This window comes from Kribbella sp. NPDC055110, from assembly GCF_053607525.1.
The window spans coordinates 117,682-140,691 of the sequence record NZ_JBSGTS010000004.1; the positions used below are offsets into that span (position 1 = coordinate 117,682).

19 protein-coding genes are annotated in these 23,010 nt (G+C 68.6%); 3 read left to right on the plus strand and 16 right to left on the minus strand.

The window, feature by feature from the left end:
• The first annotated feature begins 50 nt into the window (after nt 1-50).
• Nucleotides 51-926: a hypothetical protein gene (locus ACWF0M_RS08410; protein WP_452234957.1), complete on the plus strand. Its 876-nt coding sequence runs from the start codon at nt 51-53 to the stop codon at nt 924-926.
• Here ACWF0M_RS08410 and ACWF0M_RS08415 read toward each other — a convergent pair.
• The gene (locus ACWF0M_RS08415; protein WP_452234958.1) at nt 875-1,924 is read right to left on the minus strand and encodes a hypothetical protein; all 1,050 of its coding nucleotides are present in this window, start codon (nt 1,922-1,924) and stop codon (nt 875-877) included. The two genes, ACWF0M_RS08410 and ACWF0M_RS08415, sit on opposite strands and share 52 nt — an antisense overlap.
• 998 nt (nt 1,925-2,922) lie before the next feature.
• On the opposite strand from ACWF0M_RS08415, the gene ACWF0M_RS08420 reads away from it, so the two are divergent.
• Nucleotides 2,923-3,249: an MmyB family transcriptional regulator gene (locus ACWF0M_RS08420; protein ID WP_452234959.1), complete on the plus strand. Its 327-nt coding sequence runs from the start codon at nt 2,923-2,925 to the stop codon at nt 3,247-3,249.
• Here ACWF0M_RS08420 and ACWF0M_RS08425 read toward each other — a convergent pair.
• Complete coding sequence (locus ACWF0M_RS08425) at nt 3,151-4,077, minus strand: hypothetical protein (protein ID WP_452234960.1); 927 nt, start codon at nt 4,075-4,077, stop codon at nt 3,151-3,153. The genes ACWF0M_RS08420 and ACWF0M_RS08425 overlap by 99 nt on opposite strands.
• A 175-nt stretch (nt 4,078-4,252) precedes the next feature.
• On the opposite strand from ACWF0M_RS08425, the gene ACWF0M_RS08430 reads away from it, so the two are divergent.
• Nucleotides 4,253-6,160, plus strand: coding sequence for a CocE/NonD family hydrolase (locus ACWF0M_RS08430; RefSeq protein ID WP_452234961.1), 1,908 nt, complete (start codon nt 4,253-4,255; stop codon nt 6,158-6,160).
• 59 nt (nt 6,161-6,219) lie between these two features.
• Here the strand turns inward: ACWF0M_RS08430 and ACWF0M_RS08435 are convergent, their stop codons facing one another.
• Genes ACWF0M_RS08435 through ACWF0M_RS08500 form a run of 14 tightly spaced genes read right to left on the minus strand, consistent with a single transcriptional unit; the run spans nt 6,220 to nt 22,210 of the window.
• Entirely contained in the window at nt 6,220-7,371 is a 1,152-nt protein-coding gene (locus ACWF0M_RS08435; RefSeq protein ID WP_452234962.1) for a glycosyltransferase, read from the minus strand.
• A complete protein-coding gene (locus ACWF0M_RS08440; RefSeq protein ID WP_452234963.1) occupies nt 7,372-9,996 on the minus strand; it encodes a glycosyltransferase family 4 protein in 2,625 nt (874 codons plus the stop codon).
• On the minus strand, nt 9,993-11,294 hold the full coding sequence (locus ACWF0M_RS08445; protein ID WP_452234964.1) for a nucleotide sugar dehydrogenase: 1,302 nt from the start codon (nt 11,292-11,294) through the stop codon (nt 9,993-9,995). Before ACWF0M_RS08445 ends, ACWF0M_RS08440 begins: the two co-directional genes overlap by 4 nt.
• Before the next feature lie 25 nt (nt 11,295-11,319).
• Nucleotides 11,320-12,513 (minus strand): acyltransferase family protein, encoded by a 1,194-nt coding sequence (locus ACWF0M_RS08450; RefSeq protein WP_452234965.1) that lies wholly within the window; start codon nt 12,511-12,513, stop codon nt 11,320-11,322.
• Between the two features lie 4 nt (nt 12,514-12,517).
• Nucleotides 12,518-13,582, minus strand: a complete 1,065-nt coding sequence (gene wecB, locus ACWF0M_RS08455) for a non-hydrolyzing UDP-N-acetylglucosamine 2-epimerase (RefSeq protein ID WP_452234966.1) — start codon at nt 13,580-13,582, stop codon at nt 12,518-12,520.
• Nucleotides 13,583-13,584: 2 nt separating this feature from the next.
• On the minus strand, nt 13,585-14,595 hold the full coding sequence (locus ACWF0M_RS08460) for a Gfo/Idh/MocA family protein (RefSeq protein ID WP_452234967.1): 1,011 nt from the start codon (nt 14,593-14,595) through the stop codon (nt 13,585-13,587).
• 3 nt (nt 14,596-14,598) lie between these two features.
• Entirely contained in the window at nt 14,599-15,690 is a 1,092-nt protein-coding gene (locus ACWF0M_RS08465) for a DegT/DnrJ/EryC1/StrS family aminotransferase (RefSeq protein WP_452235214.1), read from the minus strand.
• Complete coding sequence (locus ACWF0M_RS08470; RefSeq protein ID WP_452234968.1) at nt 15,687-16,298, minus strand: acyltransferase; 612 nt, start codon at nt 16,296-16,298, stop codon at nt 15,687-15,689. The genes ACWF0M_RS08465 and ACWF0M_RS08470 overlap by 4 nt, the downstream gene beginning before the upstream one ends.
• Nucleotides 16,295-17,488, minus strand: a complete 1,194-nt coding sequence (locus tag ACWF0M_RS08475; protein WP_452234969.1) for a hypothetical protein — start codon at nt 17,486-17,488, stop codon at nt 16,295-16,297. Before ACWF0M_RS08475 ends, ACWF0M_RS08470 begins: the two co-directional genes overlap by 4 nt.
• Nucleotides 17,481-18,125 carry a hypothetical protein gene (locus ACWF0M_RS08480; RefSeq protein ID WP_452234970.1) on the minus strand — a complete coding sequence of 215 codons (645 nt, stop codon included), beginning with the start codon at nt 18,123-18,125 and terminating at the stop codon, nt 17,481-17,483. The genes ACWF0M_RS08475 and ACWF0M_RS08480 overlap by 8 nt, the downstream gene beginning before the upstream one ends.
• Nucleotides 18,122-19,444, minus strand: coding sequence for a glycosyltransferase (locus ACWF0M_RS08485; protein WP_452234971.1), 1,323 nt, complete (start codon nt 19,442-19,444; stop codon nt 18,122-18,124). Before ACWF0M_RS08485 ends, ACWF0M_RS08480 begins: the two co-directional genes overlap by 4 nt.
• Nucleotides 19,441-20,535, minus strand: coding sequence for a glycosyltransferase (locus ACWF0M_RS08490; protein ID WP_452234972.1), 1,095 nt, complete (start codon nt 20,533-20,535; stop codon nt 19,441-19,443). Before ACWF0M_RS08490 ends, ACWF0M_RS08485 begins: the two co-directional genes overlap by 4 nt.
• Before the next feature lie 3 nt (nt 20,536-20,538).
• A complete protein-coding gene (locus tag ACWF0M_RS08495) occupies nt 20,539-21,327 on the minus strand; it encodes an ABC transporter ATP-binding protein (RefSeq protein ID WP_452234973.1) in 789 nt (262 codons plus the stop codon).
• Nucleotides 21,328-21,343: 16 nt separating this feature from the next.
• Nucleotides 21,344-22,210, minus strand: a complete 867-nt coding sequence (locus ACWF0M_RS08500; RefSeq protein WP_452234974.1) for an ABC transporter permease — start codon at nt 22,208-22,210, stop codon at nt 21,344-21,346.
• Nucleotides 22,211-23,010: the final 800 nt, after the last annotated feature.

Consider the following 23,010-nt stretch of genomic DNA (forward strand, 5'->3'; position numbering starts at 1 on the left):
GCGCAGATCGGCCCGACGGGGCCGGCCATGCTTACGGAGGGAGGCTCACTATGACCCTCCCTCCCAGAGCGGTGGTTGTGCATCGGGCGACCGAGCTCACGGAACTGGTTGCTCGGCACGGGACGCGGCAGCAGGCCGGCTTCTTCCTCGCGGGACGGGGACGGGATCTGGCGGAGCTCGATGCGCGGCACCAAGCCCAGCAGGACGCGCTCGCCACGGTCTCGGCGGCGATCCCGCTCGACTGGCGCCGTGCCGTTGCCGAGCGCAACGATCTGGACCGGTTCGGGTTCGGCCCGGAGGATGTGGTGATCGCGGTCGGCCAGGACGGGCTGGTCGCGAACGTGGCGAAGTACCTGGACGGTCAGCCGGTGATCGGGATCAACCCCGAGCCGGCCCGCAACCCCGGCGTACTCGTGCCGCACGAACCCGCCGCGATCGCCGATCTGCTGTCCGAACGCCAGGTCGCCGAGCGGACGATGGTTGCCGCGAGCACCGATGACGGACAGCAGCTGGTCGCGTTGAACGAGGTGTACGTCGGCCACCGGACGCACCAGTCCGCGCGCTACCGGCTGAGCGCGCCCGATGCCCTACCGGAGCGGCAGTCGTCGTCCGGGATCCTGGTCGGCACCGGGACCGGATCGACCGGCTGGTGCCGATCGGCCTGGCAGGAACGCCGCAGTCCGTTGGCGCTCCCAACGCCGATCGATCCGGTGCTGTGCTGGTTCGTCCGCGAGGCCTGGCCGTCGCCGGCGACCGGCACCGACAACACCGAAGGGTTGCTCAAGGCACCGGATTCGTTGACGATCACGGCCGAGTCGGACTTGGTCGTGTTCGGCGACGGGATGGAGTCCGACACCTTGAGCATCGGCTGGGGTCAGCGGATCGAGATCGGCGTCGCACCGGTCAAGTTGCACCTGGTGGTCTGAATCGTGGCGTACCACGCGGAGTACAGCCGCCGCGCCGACCCGCCGATCGGACCGACGGCGTTGAACACCGGGCCCCGGCCAGCCGGCTTGGCGTTCTCGATCGCGTCGACGGCCTGCTCGGGTGCGTCGATCGTCGACGAGCACACGTCGAGGATGTAGTCCGGCACCTGCAGCTTCGGGTCCACGCAGCCGACCAGCGGTACGCCGACGGCCGCGACGATCGGAAACACCGTGCCGGGGATCCCCACCGCGCATTCCACGGTCGCCGACTCCGGCACCGAACCCAGCGCACTGATCTCGTACTGATCCCACAGCGTCCGGTCCTCGCGCGGATGCAGTCCGACCACGATGTGCTTGCCCGCCGCCTCCAGCTTCGCGGCCGCGTCGAGCAGCAACTGCGTCCCGGGCGCCGCGTCGCCGGTCTGGTCCGGGTGCGTGACGCTGGTCAGCACGAGCACCCGATCCTTCTGCGGCGCGTACGTCGGCAGGTTGTCGGTCTGCGCCGACCCCACCATCCGCACCCGGCGCTTCCAGCCGAGGTACGTCGCGAACACGTCCGACTCGGCCGGTGACGCCGCCGTCACAAGCTCCAACCGCGACCGGAACTCCTTGGCCCGCGGCGCCTCCACCGGCTTGAGATACGCCAGCGAACTCGCCGCCATCGGCAACCGCTTCAACGCCGCCGCCACGTCAGCCGGCCAGTCCGACGCGCCGTTCACCACCAACAGATCAGCCCGCGGTACGTCGTTCAGCGTCGCGACCGGCACCGGGTCGCCCGGCTTGATCTGCGTCAGATCCGGCACGACCTGGACGATCTCCCACCCACGCCGTACAGCCTCGGCCAGCAAAGGTTGCGCGTGGTACGTCCCCCACGGCTCATTCGTTGCCAACAGCACCCTCGTACGCCGAGGCCGAGCCGCCAACGAAAGCCCCTGCGTCGCCGCAAGCCCGATCCCCAGAGCCCCGGCCTTCAACACCGTACGTCGCGTCGCAATCATGCCCGCGACCCTACGAATCCCGAGTGAACACCCGCTAGCCCAACGCCAACGCCTGGATGATCAGACCGGGCGGTCGGCCGGGCATTGGAGTGGACGTCCGGCGCTCCGGTCAGATGTGTGGACGTCGGTGGCGCCATCCAGAGACTCGCGACAGACCGTGGAGACCTGCAACCCGACATTCCCTGCCTCCGCCCACCAGCCCCTGTCTCCAGCCCCCACCCCACCACGCCACCGCCCGCCCGCACCGCACCACCGCACGCCCGCACCACCGCACGCCCGCCCCACACCACCGCTGGCCCGCACCGCACGCACCGCACCACCGCACGCACCGCACCGCCCGGTCTGTCTCGCTGGCCGGGCCTGGCCGGGCGCGACGGAGCCCTCGCACACGAGGGGATATCCGTCGGCGTTGTGGCTTCTCCGGTGGTATGCGAGGGGAGAACCCACAACGCCAGGGGATATCCGGTCTCCTGTCGGATGGGTGGGTGGTGGGTGGGTGGTGTGGTGCCGCCTGGCGGGTTATGTGGGCGATGGCGGGAAGCAGCAGGCCAGCGGTGATATAGCGCGCCAGTGCGCCGAGGCGGGTTGGGAGGTCGAGCGTGGTGACCTGCCGACGGGCTGGCATCGGGCTGGCATGGGGCTGCAGCACCGGGTGGCCGGCGGGGATCGGGGTGGTGGCGGGACGGGTGCTCGCGGCGGGGTGATGTGCACGCTCGACTGGTAGTGCACCGGCGAGACGGTGTACGCACGGGCGCGTTCACGCTCAGGTGCACTACCCGGCCACTGGACATGTCCTGTCGAGCGTGCACATCACACCAGGCCCGGCACCGTCCTGGAACCCGTCGACCCACGCATCAGTCACAAGGGCCGGATATCCCTTCGTGTTGGGGGTTCTCCCCTCGTACACCAGCAGAGAACCCCCAAGACGGGGGGATATCCGTTCGTTTGCCGGGTCCGTGTCCTGCACCCGGCGTGGCTAGATCTCCTTTGAGGGTTGGATGATTAGGTGTGGGAGGTTCACGTTCAACGAACTCCGCGCCGCCAGCCCCGAGTTCGAGCGGTTCTGGACCTCCCACGACGTCCAGAACCGCTCCCATTGCCCGAAGATCCTGAACCACCCGATCGCCGGCCAACTCACGTTCTCGCTGGAGTCGCTCCAGCTACCGGCGACGACGACCAGTTCGTCATCACCTATACCCCGGCGGACACGACCACCGGGGCCTGGCTCAGCCTCCGTTCAGCGGGTCGTACGCCGGAGCGAACCGGAGGTACTCCCAGTCGGTGAAGGCTCCCGGCGCCTTGCCGAGGCTCTTGATCACGGTTGACGTGCCGTTCGCGTGGCCGACCGCGTACAGGTAGGCGGTCTTCGCGTCCTTGTCGATACCGAGCAGGATCGAGCCGGTCCGGCCGCACGGCGCCGCGACGAGCTGCTCGAAGATCTGCCAGCTCGACGTGCGCACCGGCGTGATGATCGGCTTCAGCGGGACGCTGGTCGGGATCTTGACCGTGTACAGCCCGCCCGCGCGGTTGTTCGCCAAGAACATGTCGTACGCCGGCGTGGTGGCGATCAGTGCGAACGACTTCATCGTGCTCATCCCGGTCACGTACCCGGTGTTGCGGAGGCCCTTGCCGACATCGGTCCAGCGCCCGAACTTGCCGTACATGTCCTGCGAGTACAGCATCGTCCGCGTCGGCTTGCTGGTCGCGGACGCCTTGTACTGCGACTGGATCAGGAAACGCCCGCCCCACCCGTTGCCGATCCGCTTGAACACCGGCGTACCGACGATCTTGCCGTTGCTGCCGATGGTGTAGGTGCTCTCCATCAGATAACCCGAGCCCCACACGACCTTCCCGCTCCGCGTCGTCCGGCCGTTGCCGGCGGGGACCGCGGTGAACGTGGTCGGATCGGTCACGGAGTACGGCGTCGTGTAGAGATCCGGCGTGTTGAGGACCGGACTCACCGTCGGCGGCGCCGTTGCGCTGACGACCCGGCTGTTGACGCCGGACGCCGAGTCGAACGACCCCAGCCCGAGCGCACACGCCGCCGCGGATGCACTGTTGGTCGCGGGTGTGGCGGCGGCCGGCTGGAGCGACGGACCGAGGGTGAGCACAAGTCCGGCAGCACCGGCGAGCCCAAGGGCCTTACGGAACATCGGCCATCCTTTCAGAGGGATCAGAACTCGGGGTTTCACACACCCCTTGATGCGGCGCGGACACCGGAAGTTGCGGGCGAAGTATTACCCCTGCTGTGCACTAAAAGTGAGCGGGCGGGTGAGATCTGTGCACAGAATAGGTCTTCACCTACCGCCCATAGGGGGAGATCCACGCATGCGCAGAACTCGGTTGCGTACCGGGCTGGTCCTGTTGGTCGCGGCCGTGGTGGCTCCGGCCGCCTCGCTCACCGCGGTCGCCGGGCCAACCGCCGTACCGCCCAAACCCTTCGTCCAGGGCACCGAGACGGTGCCCGCCTACGACTACGACAACGCGATCCACGAGAAGGTGCAGGTCGACGTACCCCGGCTCGACGGGGACGCGAACGGGATCACCGACCAGATCACGGTCGACATCATCCGGCCGGGTGAGGCGGCCCAGGCCGGCATCGACGTACCGGTGATCATCCAGGCCTCGCCGTACTACGCGGGCGACCCGACGACCTACTTCGACGCGACCGGCACCCGGCAGGTGTTCGGGAGCTGGCTGGACAACTACTTCGTGCCGCGGGGGTACGCCGTCGCGTTCGTCGACATGCCCGGGACGTTCCGGTCGACCGGCTGCAGCGACGTCGGCGCGGACCTCGAGGTGCTCGGCACCAAGGCGGTCATCGACTGGCTGAACAACCGCACCACCGCGCACAGGCCGGACGGCAGCGCCGCGAAGTCCGACTGGTCGACCGGCAAGGCCGGCATGATCGGCGTGTCCTGGAACGGGACGATCGCGAACTCGGTCGCGAGCACCGGCGTCCGCGGCCTGGAGACGATCGTGCCGATCGCGGCGATCTCCAGCTGGTACGACTACACCCGCGGCTTCGGCGTGCCGTTCTACGACGAGTACATGGGCTTCCTGCACGACTACGTCAGCAATGACGCCTCGCCGCGCTGCGAGCAACTGACGAACGAGATCGAGCAGGACTCCGACACCCGCACCGGCTCGTACAGCAAGTGGTGGGACCCGCGGAACTACCGGCTCGACGCCTCGAAGGTCCGGGCCAGTGTGTACGTCGTGCACGGGCTCGGCGACGAGAACGTGAAGACCCGGCAGTTCGGCGAATGGTGGGACGAGCTCGCGAAGCGGAACGTGCCGCGGAAGATCTTCCTGCACCAGGGCGTGCACCTGGACGGGTTCAGCTTCCGCGACGAGTGGGTGGACAAGCTGCACCCGTGGTTCGACTACTGGCTGCAGGGCCTGAAGAACGGCGTGATGGACACGCCGCAGGCGACGGTCCAGCGGGAGGACGGGTCGTTCGTCGACGAGGCGAAGTGGCCGGCGGCCGGTGCGAAGCAGACCACGCTGAAGCTGAGCAAGCTGTCCGGTACGAGCGATCCGGTCAGCTTCACCGGGACGGACAAGGAGTCGGCGGACACCGTCGTACTCGATCCGACGACGCCGCGGACCGATCGGGCAGTGTTCCTCAGCGACCAGCTGGAGAAGGCGGTCCGGGTCAGCGGTACCGGGAAGGTGTCGGTCCGCGTCAAGGTCAACAAGGTTGCCTCAGGCATCAAAGCGCGGCTGGTCGACTACGGTACGGCGAACCGGTACGTGAACGTCACCAACGTGCCGGACACCCGCGTCTGCTGGGGTGACGGCAACGCGCTCGACACCGGTTGCTACGCGAAGACGCAGGTCAATACAGCGGTTTCCGACACATCCGTCGTCGTACGGACACTGGCCGACGTCGGGCACCACAAGTCCATGTACGCCAAGGAATCGCTGCGTTCGGATCGTTGGTACGACCTATCGTTCGAGCTGAACGCGGACGACGTGGTGTTCGCCGCAGGTCACCGCCTGGGCCTCGTCCTCACAGTCGAGCCGGACAACCCGTCCGTGCCGTTCACGGGCGCGACGATCACCCTCGACCCGACGCGCTCGTCCCTCACCCTCCCCCTGACGGGCTACACCACAGCCCTCCAGGCGGCAGAAACCCCGCAAGCCCGAGTCTCCTCCACCCGGCTGGCCCAACCGGAGCCGGAGAAGGACCCGGTGGAGCTGATGCGCCAGATGGTGGAAGCCTCCCGCTGACGCGAGCTTACGTCCGAAGAAGTGGAGGGATGTCTCTCGACTTCTTCGGACGTTGCGGATCAGAGGTCGGCGTAGGCGGTGACCAGGGTGGCTGCGTCGTGTTCCCAGTTGAGGTCTGCGGCTGCGGCGCGGACTCCATCGGTGTACGTCGTGTAGTTGTCGATGACTGTGCGGACCGCCAGAGCCAACGAGTGCGCGTTGCCCGGCTCGTAGAGGCCGCCGAGTTTGTACTGCGTGACGACCGCTCGTAGTTCGGGGAGGTCGGCGGCGACTACAGGAACGCCCGCCCGGACCGCGTGGAAGAGTTTGTTCGGTAGTGCGAGGCGGTGGTTCTCGCAGGTGTTGGTGAGGGTGACGAGCGAGATGCCGTACGTGCGCAACGTGTCGTCGACCTCGTCGATGGACCGTTCCGCGACGGTCTCCACCGGCCCCAGATCCAAGCGATAGTTGGGATCCACCGACCCCATCAGCACCGTCCGGAACGGCGCCAGCTCACGAGCCGCCGCAACCACGGTCGGCAGATCACGCCCAGCTCCGACGCGTCCGGCGTACAGCAGACCCTCGGGCTGCGATGGTGCCGGCGGTACGTCGTCCGCGCGCGGGAACGTGTTCCGTACGACGCGCACATCCGGCAACCCCCGCGAGCGCAGCCGCGCCGCGATCCCGTCCGAGACGGTGAACACTACCCGCGCGCGAGACGCCAACGTCACCTCGTACCGCCGCCCGCGCGCCCGCCACAACGGGGTCGGCCGCCCCGGCAGCGCCCGGTCGAACCACAGCTCGTGGCTGTCGTACACAAGAGAGGCAGACCACAACGCGGCGTACTCCGCAGCGAGCTCCAACGTGTTGAAGTCGTGCGCATGCACCACGTCGACCGGACCAGCGGCGGCGACGACCGGAGACGCGGCGATCCGCCACTGCTTCTCGGTGCGGTTCCGGTGCTCGGGCAGCAACAGCCACCGCCCGAACCGCTTGGCCAGCACCTTGGGCCCGGAATGCCCGTGCCCGACCGTCAGCCCACCGTTCCCGGTCCGCAGACCGGAAGAGCGGGAGACCGACTCCACCGTGATTCCCAGGCCCACCTCGAAGCCCTCAGGGACGTCCCGGCCGATCACATGCAGCGTGTGACCGGCCGCGGCGAGTGCCGTCGCCTCCCGCAGGATCCGCGAGTCCCCGGCGATCGGGGACTGCGCGATCATCAGAATCCGCACTTACTCGCTCTCGTCCTCGTACACCAGCTCGTTGTTCAAGAACGGCAGCAGTTCCGCGACCGACTTCCGCCCGTCGTGCAGGTCGCGCACGAACGACGGTCCCGCGTCGGCGATCTTGCGGGCGGTGTCGCGCTCGGCGACCAGCCGCTCGATCACCTCCGACAGGTCGTCCGGGTTCGCCTCGGCGATCGGCAGGTCGGTCGGCAGCAGGTCCCGAACCGGGTCCGCGATGTGCCCGACGGTGACCCGGCCGGCCGCCATCGCCTCGCAGGCGAACACGCCGTACGAACCGAGCAGCAACTGGTCGACCACGATGTCGGCGCTCTTCACCATCTCGGCGAGCTCGGAGTGCGGCACACCCTGGACCCGGTTGTACTTGATCAGGCCTCGTGCATCCAGGTCTGTCAGTACCGGGTCGACGTACGCCGATCCCTTCAACGCGGAAGCCGACGGCGCGTGCAGCACCACCGGGACCTCGCGCTCGAGCACCGGCTGCGTCGACACGAAGCTGTCGACGTCGACGGCGAGCGGCAGCCAGATGCCGTTGTCGACGAACTCGAGCAGGTCCGGCGTGGTGACGAAGATCGGTCCCTTGTAGCCCTCGAGGTGGTGGCGCATCAGGTTGTTCGCGGCCTGCAGGCGCACCGTCAGCTCGTCGTCCGGGTTGCGGAACGGCGAGTACCGGTACTGCTCGCGGTGCTGCGCAGGGTCGCGGATCTCCGACCCGTGGAACACCAGACCGTGCTTGATCCCGGCCTGGTCCAGCATCGGTACGTCGGTCGTCCACATCTGCCCGCGCTGCTGGCCGAACATCGGCCGGCCCGCCTCGAACAGCACGTGGGTGACCTCACGCAACGCGTACGCGGTCAGCTCCAACTGCCAGCGCAGGTCGGACCGGTACTGGCGGTACGTGCCCGTGCGGTGCACGCGGAAGTCGAACGCGCCACTGCCCGTGGTGAGCGACTCCGCCTTGATGTCCGGCACCTCACGCTCGAGCGCGGTCGCCCACAACCACGCCTGACCGGCGCTGTTGACCGGCCCGAGCAGCAGGTGCCGCCCGGTCTTGCGCGCCTTGCCGCCCGGCCGCGTGACATCGAGCGGCCGCCCGGTCAGCTCGCCGTACAGCTCGCGGAGCTTCGTCGCCTGACCGGCCCAGGAAACTTCCTGCTGGTACGCCGGATCCGCCACCCGCTCGCGGTAGCTGTCCAGGTCGTCGAGCACCGTGCGGACCTTCGATGCCAGGTCGTGCGCGTCGGCCGCGGTGAACACCTCGCCGATCTTGGTGCGGTCGACGAACTCCTTCATGCTCGGCATGTCGCTGACCACCACCGGCAGCCCCGCGAAGGCGTACTCGAACAGCTTGTTCGGCAGCGCCATCTCGTGGCTCGGGTAGCGCAGGATCGGGATCAGCCCGACGTCGGCGGTCCGCAGGAACGCGACCACCTCGTCCGGCTTCACCGGGTCCAGGCAGTGCAGGCGGTCCTGCACCTCCAGCTGCACGGCTTGCGCCTGCAGCTCGCGGACGGCGTCCGTCGCCACACCAGGTACACAAACGACGGCCAGGTGGGCGTCCGGCAGGTCCACCAGCGCCTGTACGGCGGTGTGGATGCCACGCGCCCGCGTCACCCCGCCGCTGTAGACCAGCAGCGGTACGTCGGACGCCAGGCCGATCCGGCTGCGAATGTCGGACACCTCGACCGACACGTCAGCAGGGTTCGGCGTGTTCATCACCACGATCGGCTCTTGCCGCAGGTGGTGCTCGCGCTGCAAGCGGGTCGCGATGGCCGGGCTGACAGTGATCACCCGGTCCGCGTCGCCGATGTACTCGCGCTCGTGGTTGGCCCAGGCCGCGATCGAGCGCCGGGTGCGAGCGCCGTACTGCGAGAGTCCGGCGACGTACTCGTGCGCGTCGTACACGACCTTCAGCGTGCGGCCGCGCAGCTTGGCGCGGCCGGCGGCGCGGGTCGCGACACCGATCACGTGCATGTCGTGGGCGTGCACCACGTCCGGCTCGAGACGGTCGATCAGGTCGCCGAACGCGATCTCCAGGTCCAGCGCCTCCGGGTGCAGCTTGCGCCACGGCGCCGGCCAGGGCAACCGGTGCAGCACCCCGTCGTACGCCCGCCAGCCGAACTTGAACGGTCCGTCCGCCTTGTTGCCCACGCCCTTGCGGACCCAGGTGGCGCGCTCGGCGGCCTGCCAGCGCGCGCGGCGGAGCAGCCGGGTGGCGACGCCGGCCTTGAACTTGACCGGATTCCCCTGGCCCGCCTTGGCCCGCGCGATCGCATGCCCAGAGTCCGCCTTCAGCTCCTTGAGCTCGGCCGCGATCCGCTGGCTGCGCGCCACGTAGGTCGTTCGGTTCCGGTACCCCACCAGCGGCGGCCGCCAGTCGCGGCGCGCCGTACGGCTTCGTTTCCGTTCCTCACGCAGTGCGAAGGGCACCGCCACCCGGACGATCAGCGCACCGTCGAGCATCTCCCTCGACGGGAGGCCGCTGGCCGAGACTCCGAGCACAGTCACCTCTGCTCCGGTCTCGGCCAATGCTGCGGCCTCCTTGCGGACCCGGCTGTCGTTGGTGACGTCGTTGGCGACCATCATCACGACCCGCAGGTCGGCATGTGTCACTGGCTGACCGACCTTCCGATCACAATCCGCCGCACGCCGGCCCACTTGGCCGGGTCGGTGCGGTCGCGACCGTCGACGAGTACCTTCACGCCCGGCAGGTCGGCCGGGCTCAGCTGCGCGTACTCCGCGTGGTCCGCCTGCAGCACCGCCGCGTCGACCGGCGTGCCCAGCGTGAACGGCGTGAAGCCGAGTCCCTGGAGCTCCTCGTCGGTGTACAGCGGGTCGTGCACGGACACCTCGGCACCGCGCGCCTTCAGGGCCTCCACGGCCGGGAACACTCCAGAGAACGCCGTCTCCTTCACGCCACCACGGTACGACGCGCCGAGCACGACGACCTTGGCGCCCTTGAGGTCACCGAAGGCGCCCTCGAGCAGGCCGATCGTGTAGTCGGGCATACCGGCGTTCGCCTCGCGGGCGGCCCGGACGACGGTCGCGTCCGGGTCGGTGTACAGGTACAGCCGCGGGTAGACCGGGATGCAGTGCCCGCCGACCGCGATCCCCGGCCGGTGGATGTGGCTGTACGGCTGCGAGTTCGACGCCTCGATGACGGCGTGTACGTCGATGCCGTTCTGGCCGGCGAACCGGGCGAACTGGTTCGCGAGGCCGATGTTCACGTCGCGGTAGGTGGTCTCGGCCAGCTTCGCCAGCTCGGCCGCCTCCGCAGAACCGAGGTCCCAGACGCCGTTCGGGCGGTCCAGGTCCGGGCGCTCGTCGAAGTCCAGGACGGCCTCGTAGAACGCGATGGCGCGCTTCGCGCCCTCCTCGGACAGGCCGCCGACCAGCTTCGGGTACTTGCGCAAATCCGCGAAGACGCGGCCGGTGAGCACCCGCTCCGGCGAGAACACCAGGTGGAAGTCCGTGCCCTCGGTCAGGCCGGAGATCTCCTCCAGCATCGGCTTCCACCGGTTCCGGGTGGTGCCGACCGGGAGCGTGGTCTCGTAGCTGACCAAGGTGCCGGGGCTGAGGTGCTCGGCCAGCGAACGGGTCGCGCTCTCCATCCAGCCGAACTCGGGCTGACCGGTCTGCTCGTCCACGAACAGCGGCACGACCACGACGACCGCGTCGCTGTTCGGGATCGCGTCCGCGTAGTCCGTGGTCGCCCGCAGGCGGCCGTCGGCCACGGTCTCGGCGAGCAGCTCCTGCAGGTGGGCCTCACCCGGGAACGGCTCCTGGCCGGCGTTCACCAGCTCGACGAACTTCTCGTTGATGTCGACGCCGACGACCTGATGGCCCTTGGCCGCGAACTGGACCGCCAACGGCAGTCCGATCTTGCCTAAGGCAACAACACTGACACGCACAGGAACTCCACTAGGTAGTGATTCTTCATCGGGGGCCTCGGAGCTTCCGTTCCAGCGGGTGCTCGACAAGTTTGTAGAGCAGCGCCGAGGCGAAGATCGAGATGACCAGGACACCGGCGTACCAGGTCAGGTTGGACCAGCCGATCGGGCCGGCCACACCGTGGTACTCCTTGATCGCGTACAGGATCGTGGCGTGCACGAGGTAGAAGGCGTACGACCACTGGCCCAGCGCCACCATCGGCTTGCTGCGCAGCAGCGACCGGCCGCCGCGCATGTCGCGGGCGGCGACCGCGAGGATCAGGAAGCCGTACAGGAAGGTGAGAACTTCCTTCTGGCACAGGCCCATCGTGACCGCGCCCGGGACCTGGGTCGGGTGCAAGCCGGAGTAGTACAGCAGGTACAGCCCGCCGCCGGTGACCAGGAACGCGAACCACACCGGGATCCGCGGCTTCCAGCCGGACCGCAGCGAGATCGCGAGGCCGATGCCGAACAGGAACGCCACCGAGTGCAGCACCGGCTGCGGCAGCACCGGTACGTCGGCCTTGTAGTGGAACAGCGCCAGGCGGTACGCCCCGCCGAGCACGAGCACCGAGACGCACAGGAGCAGGCCGCCGACCGTCTTCAGCCGCTGCGTGGCCCGCCAGACGAACGGGAAGTACGCGTAGAAGAACGCCTCGACCGACAGCGTCCAGCCGGCCGGGTTACCGCCGTACAGGATGGTCGGGTTGTTCGACCAGCCCTGCAGCAGGAGCCCGGACAGCACCAGCACGGTCAGCGAGACCGGCTTGATCCAGGACATCCCGGCCGGCGGATCGAACCGGTAGAAGACGAAGATCGCCGCGACCAGGGTGAGGAAGTACAGCGGGAAGATTCGGGCGAACCGGCGGCGGTAGAACGTGCTGATCTTCGTGCCCGGACGGGACGACCAGGTGAGCACGAAACCGGACAGCACGAAGAAGAACGTGACGCCGGACGTGCCGTACTGCAGGAACTTGAAGATCGGCAGCGGCGCCAGCTGGGTCATGTGGTGGCAGAACACGAAGAAGGCCGCCCACCAGCGCAGACCGGTGAGCGACTCGACTCGTGGCAACCTCGTACTGCGGGCCGGCGGCGGGCCCGGGTCCGCGATCGAGACAGGCGCGCCGGGGGTCGCGACAGCAGCCGACCCGGGGGCTTCCTGGGTCGGCGGCGTCTTGTTCTCTTCGGCGGCCTTCGTCATATGGTTACTCCGCGAGAGTGGCAACAACACGCTCTGCAGCGTGGCCGTCGCCGTACGGCATCGGGCGGTCCCCCGTGGGCGTCGGCCGGGCAGCCAACTCGGGCAGCTTACTCACGTCGGATGTCAACACGTTCCATCCGCCGTCCAGCGTCTCGACCCACTCGGTCTCGGTGCGCAGCGTGGTGCACACCCGGCCGAGCAGGAACGCCTCCTTCTGGAGACCGCCGGAATCCGTCACCACACCGGCCGAACCGAGCACGGCCGCGACCATCTCCGGGTACGCCAGCGGCTCCCGGACATGCAGCGAACCGTCCGGACGCTCCAGCTTGATGCCGTGCTCCGCGCACTTCGCGACGAGGCGCGGGTGTGCGAGCAGCAGGACCGGTACGCCGGCCGCGCCGAGACCGTCGACGATCGCGGCCAGCCGCTCCGGGTCGTCGGTGTTCTCGGCCCGGTGGATGGTCGAGACGACGTACTCACCGCGCTTGAACGGCAGGTCCAACGGCTTGTCTGCCACCGCGTCCCGGACCCGGAAGCACACATCGGTCATCACGTCGCCGACCAGCCGCGCCCTGTCCTTCAGGCCCTCGTTCGCCAGGTGGTCCATCGCCACCTGGGTCGGGGCCAGCAGCAGGTCCGCCGCGTGGTCGGTGAGTACCCGGTTGTGCTCCTCCGGCATCAGCCGGTTGAACGAGCGCAGCCCGGCCTCCAGGTGTGCCACCGGCAGGTGCATCTTGACCGCGGACAGCGTGCCGGCGAGCGTCGAGTTCGTGTCGCCGTACACCAGCACCCAGTCCGGCTTGTGCTCGTCCAGTACGGCGTCCATCGCGGCCAGCATCGCACCGGTCTGGACTCCGTGGCTGCCGGACCCGACGCCCAGGTGGACGTCCGGGGCCGGGATCCGCAGGTCGGCGAAGAACACGTCGGACATGTTCTTGTCGTAGTGCTGCCCGGTGTGCACGATCACGTGCTGGTGCCCATGTTGCTCTTTGGTGGCAGCGAACGCCTCCGCCACCGGCGCCAGCTTCACGAATTGCGGTCGTGCGCCGACGACGCTCAGAACCTTCATGACTAGACGGACTCCCCGGCGACCTTGATGGTGCGGTCCTCGGCAGCGGACTGGATGACGGCCTCGGCGACCTTGACAGTGGTCAGACCCTGCTGCAGCGTGACGATGTCCGCCTCCTTGCCGAGCACCGCGTCGCGGAACGCCTCGTGCTCGGTGCGCAGCGGCTCCGGCTTGCTGATCGCGTACCGGACCATGTCGCCCTCGCTGACACCACGGAAGTGCGCGACGTCGTCCCACGCGGTGACGACGGTGCCGTTCGCGTGGAAGGTCAGGTCGGCGGTCAGGGTGTCGGCGATGAAGGCGCCCTTCTCACCGGTGACGACGGTGAGCCGCTCCTTCATCGGGGACAGCCAGTTGACCAGGTGGCTGGTCACGGTGCCGTCGGCCAGCTTGCCGGTCACCGCGATCAGGTCCTCGTACTGCCGGCCCGACTTGTGCGCGCTCTGCGCGGCCACCGCGACGAACGGCGACTGCGTCACCCACGCGGTCAGGTCGATGTCGTGAGTAGCCAGGTCGAGCACGACGCCGACGTCGGCGATCCGGGCCGGGAACGGGCCCTGACGACGGGTGGTGATCTGGTAGATGTCACCCAGCTCGCCGGCCTCGAGGCGCACCCGCAGCGCCTGCAGCGCCGGGTTGTACCGCTCGATGTGGCCGACCGCGCCGACCAGACCGGCCGCCTCGAACGCCTTCGCGATCTCGGTCGCCTCGGCCGAGGAACCGGCCAGCGGCTTCTCGATCATCGCGTGTACGCCGGCCTCGGCCAGCGCCTTCGCGATCTCGGCGTGGTACTGCGTCGGTACGGCGACCATGCAGTAGTCGAGCTTCTCGGCGATCAGCTGCTCGATCGTCTCGTGCACCGGACGACCGCCGGCGACGCCGAACTTGTCACCACCCGGGTCGGCGACCGCGACCAGGTCGACGCCCTCGAGGGACGCCAGGACGCGGGCGTGGTGCCGGCCCATCATGCCCAGGCCGATCAGGCCCGCACGCAGGTTCGCTGTGTTCGACATGGATCACGCACCCGCCTTCGCCACGGTGTTCACCGCGGCCACGATCCGGTTCAGGTCGTCCTCGGACAGCGACGGGTGGACCGGCAGCGAAAGCACCTCGGCCGCGGCCTTCTCGGTCTCCGGCAGGTCCAGCTCACGCTGGAACGAGGGGAGCCGGTGGTTCGGGATCGGGTAGTACACGCCGCAGCCGACGCCGTACTCGGTCCGGAGCGCGTTCGCGAAACCGTCGCGGTCCTCGGTCACGCGGATCGTGTACTGGTGGTACACGTGGGTCGCCTCGGCGGAAACCGCCGGAACGGCGACACCCTGCAGGTTCGCGTCCAGGAAGGCCGCGTTCTCCTGCCGCTGCTTGGTCCAGCCGCCGACCTTGGTCAGCTGCACGCGGCCGATGGCGGCGTGCAGGTCGGTCATCCGGTTGTTCAGGCCGACGACCTCGTTCTCGTACTGCTTGAGCATGCCCTGGTTGCGGTACAGCCGCATCCGGCGCTCGAGGTCGGCGTTCGCGACCGAGTTCATGCCGCCCTCACCGGACGTCATGTTCTTGGTCGGGTAGAGGCTGAACATCGCGAACTCACCGAACGTGCCGACCGGGGCGCCGTTCCAGGTAGCGCCGTGGGCCTGCGCGGCGTCCTCGTAGATCTGGATGCCGTGCTTGTCGGCGATGGCCTGCAGCGCGGTGACGTTGGCCGGGTGACCGAACAGGTGCACCGGCATGACGGCCTTGGTCTTCTCGGTGATCGCGGCCTCGACCGCGGCCGGGTCCAGGCAGAAGTACGTCGGCTCGATGTCGACGAACACCGGGGTGGCCCCGGTCAGCGCGACGCTGTTCGCGGTCGCGGCGAAGGTGAAGGACGGGACGATGACCTCGTCACCCGGTCCGACCCCCGCGGCCAGCAGGCCGAGGTGGAGACCCGACGTGCCCGAGTTGGTCGCGACGCACGCCCGGCCGGAGACCAGCGCTGCGCCGAACTCCTGCTCGAACGCCGCCACCTCAGGACCCTGGGCGAGCATGCCGGACTGCATGACACGGTCGACAGCCTCGCGCTCCTCCTTCCCGATGATCGGCTTCGCGGCCGGAATCGGCTGCACCATCAGTTCTCCTCCATTGCTTCACCGGCCGGCCGCAGCCGTCCGTCGGTTTCGATGTACATCTCGCCCGTGTTCGGGCACTTCCACTCGCCGTCCCCGACGGAGAGCAGCGGAACCCCGGCCTTGCCGACCCACTTGAGCCGGCGCGCCGGGACCCCGGCGACCAGCGCGAAGTCTGGCACGTCCTTGGTCACCACCGCACCCGCGGCGACGGTCGCCCAGCGGCCGATGGTGACCGGGGCCACGCACACGCTGCGCGCACCGAGCGAGCAGCCTTCCTTCATCGTCACCCCGACCGGTTCCCAGTCGTGCCCGCTCTTCGGCGACCCGTCCGGGTTCACCGCGCGTGGGAAATAGTCGTTGGTGAGTACCACCGCCGGGCCGATGAACACGCCGTCCTCGAGGGACGCGGGCTCGTACACCAGCGCGTAGTTCTGGATCTTGCAGTTGTCGCCCATCCGGACCCCGGTCCCGACGTAGGCGCCGCGGCCGACGATGCAGTTCTTGCCGAGGACCGCGTTCTCGCGGATCTGGGCCAGATGCCAGACCGACGACCCGTCGCCGATCTCGGCACTGTCGTCGACGTCGGCGGAGGGCGCGATGCGGGACGTCACAGGGTCTCCTTCGAAATGAGCCAACTTCTCAGTACTTCGGCCGAGCGGCGTCCGTCGTGCAACTCGGCCACGAAACCGGGACCGGCGGCCGCAGCCTCGGCGGCGGCGTCCCGATCCGCGATCAGGCCGGTGACGACATCACCCAGGGTGTCGGGATCCGCCTCCACGATCGGCACCTCTCGCCCAGTCAGACTACGCACACGCTGGCGCACCGCATCACCGACGTACGAAACCACGATCCGCCCGGCGGCCAGTGCCTCCGCGGCTGCCACGCCGTACAGGCCGATCCGGAGTTGGTCGACGACGATGTCGGCGTCACCGATGACGCTGGCCATCTGCTCGTGCGGTACGCCGGTGATCCGCCGGTACTCGATCTGGCCGCTCTCGTGCAGCCCGGTCAGCACCGCGTCGATCTCCTCGGTGCCCTTGAGTTTCGCGTTCGACGGGACGTGCGCAACGACCGGCTTCTCGCCGGCGAACAACGGCCGCGCGGCCTGCTGCCAGGGCGTCGGGTCGATCGCGACCGGCAGCCACTGGGCATTCGGTACGTCGTCCAGCAGGTCGACCGTGGAGACGAAGACCGGAAGGTGCAGCGACTCGACCAACTCCGCGTGCCGACGGGCCTGCGGCTCGAGGCGGTCGGTCAGCTCGTCACCCGGGGTGAACGGCGACCAGCGCTCGCGCTTCGCGTGCCGGCTGGGCAGGCGGATGTCGGAGCCGTGGAAGAGCAGGCTCACGTCGATGCCCTTGCCGAGCATCGTCTCGATGTCGTCGGACGCGTCCGAGACGCCGCGGGCGCCGAAGATCGGACGCAGCGACTCGACCATCACGTGCGTGGAGTTCTCGACGACGTACTGCTCCTGGGCGCGCTGCCAGCGCGGCTGGCCGAACCACGCCAGCGGTACGCCGTAGTCGTCGGCGAACTGGAACTGTCCCTTGCGATGCAGGGCGAACGAGACCGCGCTGACGTCCGGCAGGGTCTTGGCGGCCTGCGCCCAGGCGTGCCCCTGACCGGCGGAGTTGGTCGGTCCGACCAGCATCCGCACCGGTGTCGTCGCTGCCGGCGGGAACGCCGGCAGTTGCGCGTACGAGTACCGCAAGCCCCGCAGGCGCCGCCGGACCGCTCCCGCGGTCCGGGCCAACGGCGCCGGCAGGTGCTCGCGGATCGTCATCGTCGCCGTGTCACCCATTACCTACTGGGACCTTCATCATGTCGAGCTCCCGGCGAGCCGCGGGCAGACCGAGCACGACCGGGGTGCTGGCCTTCCGCTGGCCGAGGTTCCAGCCGGCCCAGATCGCGCCGGCGTCGAGTGCGATCACGACGTCGGCCTGGTCGATGGTCGACAGCACGTCGCGACGGCTGAGCACCCGCTCCCAGTACGTCTTGCCGAGATCGCTGGTCGCCCGCTGACCGCGCAGGAACTTCACCGGCGCCGAGGTCTTGATTGCCTTGGGCAACATCCGGCCGGCGACCTTCTTCGCCTTCCGGGCGCGCCATTCGACCGCCTTCATGACACGCTTGGCCCCGGTCGGCTTCGGCTTCGGCGCAGCAGCCGGCGCAGGAGCAGGTTCCGGCTTAGGTGCAGGCTCCGCAGCAACCGGAGCAGCAGCCTCAACCTCTGCTACTTCCTCCTCCGCCACCGGCTCGGTCGGCATCCGACCCGGACCGATTAGCGTGAACGTGTTGACCTTGTCAGCCACCCACGCCGACGGCGCCACCCAACCGATGACGTCGATGGTGATGTTCGGGTCGCCGAGATCCTCACGGACCTGGTCGAAGTACGTCGGCGGCAGCTTGCGCGTCGACAACAGGACAACATTGCTCATGCCGCCACCCCCTTCACACTCGCAGCCAGCGATTCGATCCGCGGATCCAGCTGCAGGTCCCGCCGGTACGACGCACCGAACTCGCGCGCCTTCGCCCGGATGCCCTCGTCCGCGGTGCGGGCCGCGTGCGCCGCCTCGATCAGCGCTGCCGCGATCGCCTCTGGCGTCACCTCCGCGACCGGGAACCACAACGGATGCCCACGCAGTACGTCGGACGCCGCGTTCTCGGGGTCGTGCACCGACACCACCGGCAACCCGGTCGCGAGGTACTCGAACACCTTGCCGCTCGTCACGTACCGGCCCTTGCCCAGCATCAGCAGCTGCGCGTCGAACTCGTCGTACGCCTTGGCGATCTCCGCCTTGCCGACCGGGCCCTCGTAGCTGACCCCGTCCTCGGCGGCGCTGTTGATCGTCGCGAGCATGTCCGCCCGCGGCTGCGCGTAGTACCCGAGGTAGCCGTAGATCTTCGCCTTCGCGCCGGCGAGCTCCTCGGACTGCTCCTTGGCGAGCTGCCAGCCCTTCACGAAGTCCGCGAGCGGCACCTTCGGCGACACCGTTCCGACGTACCCGAAGACCAGCGGGCGGTCTGTGACCGCGCCCCGGTCCTGCGTGTCCGGCACGAGGTCGGGGTCGAAGCCGTTGGCGACCGTGTGCATCCGGCTCGCCTGGGCCGGGTAGAGCTTCTCGTGCCACTCCTTGATCGGGTCGTTCACGAACCAGACCTCGCGCGCGGACTCGACCAGCTTCTTCTCCCACTTGGCCGCGCGGCTGTTCGGCTCGTGCAGCCGGTCACCGGTGAACACGTCCAGCAGCCACGCGTCGCGGTAGTCCATGACGTACGGCACCTGGAACTTCTTGTGCAGGTGGTACGCCGCCGTGAACGCGACGTGCGGGTTGGCGGTGGCGACCGTCAGGTCGACCTTGTGCGCCTGGTGGATGCGCTCGGCGGCCTTCTCGATCACCGAACGCCACGGCCCGTAGCCGCTCTCCGGGAACGGGATCTGGTCCTGCTTCGTGCGCCACTTGGCCCAGAGCTTGGGGTTCGACGCCCGGCGCTTGGACCAGCGGCGCAGGTCGGCTTCGAGAATCGGCCACTCGAACGGGACCCGGACGACCTCGACGGACTCATCGACCCGCTCCTCGAGGGTCAGGTCCGCGCCGGTGAACCGGAAGAACGTGTCGCGGTCGGCCGTCAGCACGGTCACCTTCCAGCCGAGCGCGGCGAACCGGTTGGCCGTGGCCAGGGCCCGGTAGACACCGCCGCCTCGGCAGGGCGGGAAGCCCCAGGCGACGTACAGCAGGTGTGGGCGGTCGGTCATGCAGTTCCTCTTAAAAGATTGAGAATTGCGTCGGCCAGGTCGTCGTACGGCGTGTTCGTAGGCAGATGGTCCGCCGCCCACTGCAGCGCGTGGTCGCGCAGCTTCTCCAGCTCACCGGGGTCCGCGGACCAGCGCCGCAGGGTCTCGGATGCCTCCGCCACCGAGTCCACCAGGACTCCGCCACCGGACTCCTCGATCACCTTCGACTGCCGGGGCAGCCGGGTGGACAGCACGGGAAGACCGCTGGCGAGGTACTCGTAGATCTTGGACGGCATCGCTTCCACGAACGCCGGGGTCGGCTGCAGCATGGCCAGGCTCGCCCAAGCTCCCTTGGTGAGCTGCCACGAGTCCGCCGGTGGCTGGCGCCCGTGCAGCCGGACCCGACCGGTCAGGTCGGGCTGGGCGACCCGGGCTTCCAGCTCGTCCCGGTCTGACGGTGCGACCGGGCCGACCAGGTCGAGAGACCAGTCCGGCGCTGCGGCGACGGTCTCGACCATGTCGAACAGTCCACGGCTCCTGCGCAGGTCCCCGACGTACACCGCGCGCGGTGCGCCGGTCGGCGGGGACGGGGCCAGGAAGCCGTGGTCGGGAAGGTTCTGCACCACGATGCGGTGCTTGGCCTGGTGCGGTGCGAGGTGCGAGTCGGCGACCACGGTGAGGTCGGCGCCCGCGGCCAGCTTCGACCCGGCGCGCACGATCAGCCGGGCCGGCAGACCCGCCGGACCCTGCGCCCACGCGCGATCGGCGAGCAGCCGCTCATAGTCCTCGTGTACGTCGACCACGAACTTGCGCCGCCGCAGCGCGGTGACGAGCCGGGTGACCGGAATCATGTCCGGGTCCACCGTCATCACCACCTTGGCGTTGGTCCGCCACGGCAGTACGGCGGTCCGCGCCAGCCGCTGCACCAGGTTGCCGCGCGGCCCGGCGTGCACGACGGCACCCGCCGGTCCACCGTCGGCGTCGCCGAGGCCCCACAGCTCGACCGACAGGTCACGGTGCTGCAGGGCAGCCGTGATCTTGTGCAGGCGCGCATCGGCCACGTCGTGGCCGGTCGTGATGATCCCCACGTCCGGCGCGGTGCTGCGTGACATTGGTCAGAGGTCCTCGAGTGAGACAGCTTCTGCTTCGCCGACCTGCAGGAACTTCGTGTAGGCCTGGATGACCTCGTTGGGCTCGCCACGCATCATCAGCTTGCCCTTGTGCAACCAGATGCAGTCGTTGCACAGCTCGCGGACGCTACTCATCGCGTGGCTGACCAGGAACATCGTGCGGCTGTTGGTGACGAGCTCCGACATCTTGGCCGCGGCCTTGGTCTTGAACGACGCGTCACCCGCGGACAGCGCCTCGTCGATCAGCAGGATGTCCGGATCCATGTGCACCGCGACGGAGAACGCCAGCCGGCTGAACATGCCGGACGAGTACGTCCGCATCGGCATCTCCATGAAGTCACCGAGCTCGGCGAACTCCGCGATCTCCTCGTACCGCGCCTCGATCTCCTTGCGGCTCAGACCCGCCGCGAGACCACCGAGGACAACGTTCTCCTTGCCGGACAGGGCGGCGTTGAAGCCGACGCCCAGCGACAGCAGGGTGGAGACCCGGCCGTGCACCTCGATCCGGCCCGAGGTCGGCGGCAGGATGCCGGCGACCGCGCGCATCAGCGTCGACTTACCGGCGCCGTTCGCGCCGATGATGCCGATCGTGGTGCCGTGGTTGACGTCGAACGAGACGTTCTGGACGGCCTTGACCTCACGGACCGCCCGCTCGCCGCGACCGAAACGCACCAGCGCGCTCTTGAAGGTCGGCACCCGCTCGAACGTCGTCCGGTAGGTGATGGACACGTCCTGCACCTTGACGGCCGGAATCTCCGAAGGGCTCTTCTGCATCGGCTTCTTCTCAGTGTCAGAGACGGACAACGAACTCACGCTCCCTCGACATGAAGAACAGCGAGCCGATCACGAAGGCGACGATCGCCCAGAACCCACCGCCGGCCCACATCTGCCACTTCGGGATGTCGCCGCGGACCAGCAGATCGGCCCAACCGCCGATCAGGGGATACAGCGGGTTGTACTGGATGAAGCCCTTGAACTTCGCCGGGGCCTGCTCGGCGAACCACAGGACCGGTGACAGGTACAGCCAGATGCGCACGAAGTACGGCAGGAAGCTGGTGGTGTCCCGGAAGTACACCTGCAGGGCCGCGAAGATCATGCCCATGCCGGCGGCGAAGACCGTCAGCATGATCAGGAACACCGGGGCCAGCAGCATCGCCCAGTGGAAGCGCTGCCGCATCGCCAGGTGGATGACCAGGTAGACGCCCAGGGTCGGCAGGAAGCGGAAGAACGCCGTCCGCACCGCGGACAACGGCAACAGCATCCGCGGGAACGACTGGTTCATCAGCAGCTTGCCGCCACCGACGACGCTGGCCGCACCGGCGGTCATCGCACCGGAGAAGTAGTAGAAGGCGAAGAGGCCGCCGCACATGTGTGCGAACCGCTCACCGGCGTCGATCTTTGAACTCCCACCGGCGATGATGTCGACCAGTAGGTAGTAGACCGCTGCGAGCAGCAGTGGGTTCAGCACCAGCCACACCTGGCCGAAGAAGGTGTTCGTGTTGGCGGCCCGGATGTTGGTCCGGGACATCTCCGCTGCGAACTCCCGCCGCTGCCACAGCGCCTTGAAGTACGGGCGCAGTGCCGGCAGACCGACCTTGTGTGGTTCGTACACGTGCACCGACGGGTTGAACTCCTCGTCGACGCTAGTCGCGTTCATTCAGGCGATGCCTCTCTCTGCCGGAAAGTTGGATCCACGATGGCCGACGCAGACCGGGAAGCAGAGTAGCGGATCGGCACGGACGCCGACGACACAGCGGTCCTCCTTAGTGAGCAACGACGTACGGACGGCTACCAAACGTCGTACCCCGCTGCATCCACAACACCTGCGTCGTCCTTCGCCGATCGTTATCCGGAATATACATTTGACAGCCGGGGACGACCAAAACGCCTTCCAGCCAAGTCAAATCCCGGTCAATTCACGAAGTACGACGCTACCCGGCCGGGCGAAGTTGACGTGACGTGTCACACCGGCCGCGTGACGCCAGAGGTCAACGGGCACGGGTGGTGTGGGCGGGACCCCAGGAAGTGCGTCCTGGCCGGGGCGTGCCGGGCGGCGGACGTGACACGCAACATCACATCCGCGCTCCCCATGGACAGCCTCACCATCCACGGAGCACCCTTCAGCACCCCCTGGGGTTCCACCGTCGATCCGGGAGCACGTCCGCACTGGGCGGGAGCGGACAGCCGCGCCGGATCAGGCAGCACGATGACCAGGGCGGCGGTCATCGCGCCTCGAGCTTGCCGGGAGGCAAGCTCTTCAGTCCGTCCCCAGAGGTGCTGCGTTCGCCGGCAGGTGCGCGCAGCAGGTGTGGGGACGGACCGGAGACCGCAGGAGGACAACGCCTGGCGGGATCCCTGCAAGGACCCGCGAGCGCTGGGGACGGCGGCACCGGTACGGTCGGCGGCACAGGGCGGAACCGGTCGCATCGGGCACTCCTCCTCATCGGCCTCACGATT

Bases quoted from the DNA above. Each gene is read 5' to 3' on its own strand.
- ACWF0M_RS08410 (WP_452234957.1), top strand. From the start codon at position 51: ATGACCCTCCCTCCCAGAGCGGTGGTTGTGCATCGGGCGACCGAGCTC.
- ACWF0M_RS08415 (WP_452234958.1), bottom strand. From the start codon at position 1,924: ATGATTGCGACGCGACGTACGGTGTTGAAGGCCGGGGCTCTGGGGATC.
- ACWF0M_RS08420 (WP_452234959.1), top strand. From the start codon at position 2,923: ATGATTAGGTGTGGGAGGTTCACGTTCAACGAACTCCGCGCCGCCAGC.
- ACWF0M_RS08425 (WP_452234960.1), bottom strand. From the start codon at position 4,077: ATGTTCCGTAAGGCCCTTGGGCTCGCCGGTGCTGCCGGACTTGTGCTC.
- ACWF0M_RS08430 (WP_452234961.1), top strand. From the start codon at position 4,253: ATGCGCAGAACTCGGTTGCGTACCGGGCTGGTCCTGTTGGTCGCGGCC.
- ACWF0M_RS08450 (WP_452234965.1), bottom strand. From the start codon at position 12,513: ATGACGAAGGCCGCCGAAGAGAACAAGACGCCGCCGACCCAGGAAGCC.
- wecB (WP_452234966.1), bottom strand. From the start codon at position 13,582: ATGAAGGTTCTGAGCGTCGTCGGCGCACGACCGCAATTCGTGAAGCTG.
- ACWF0M_RS08460 (WP_452234967.1), bottom strand. From the start codon at position 14,595: ATGTCGAACACAGCGAACCTGCGTGCGGGCCTGATCGGCCTGGGCATG.
- ACWF0M_RS08475 (WP_452234969.1), bottom strand. From the start codon at position 17,488: ATGGGTGACACGGCGACGATGACGATCCGCGAGCACCTGCCGGCGCCG.
- ACWF0M_RS08480 (WP_452234970.1), bottom strand. From the start codon at position 18,125: ATGAGCAATGTTGTCCTGTTGTCGACGCGCAAGCTGCCGCCGACGTAC.
- ACWF0M_RS08485 (WP_452234971.1), bottom strand. From the start codon at position 19,444: ATGACCGACCGCCCACACCTGCTGTACGTCGCCTGGGGCTTCCCGCCC.
- ACWF0M_RS08490 (WP_452234972.1), bottom strand. From the start codon at position 20,535: ATGTCACGCAGCACCGCGCCGGACGTGGGGATCATCACGACCGGCCAC.
- ACWF0M_RS08495 (WP_452234973.1), bottom strand. From the start codon at position 21,327: ATGCAGAAGAGCCCTTCGGAGATTCCGGCCGTCAAGGTGCAGGACGTG.
- ACWF0M_RS08500 (WP_452234974.1), bottom strand. From the start codon at position 22,210: ATGAACGCGACTAGCGTCGACGAGGAGTTCAACCCGTCGGTGCACGTG.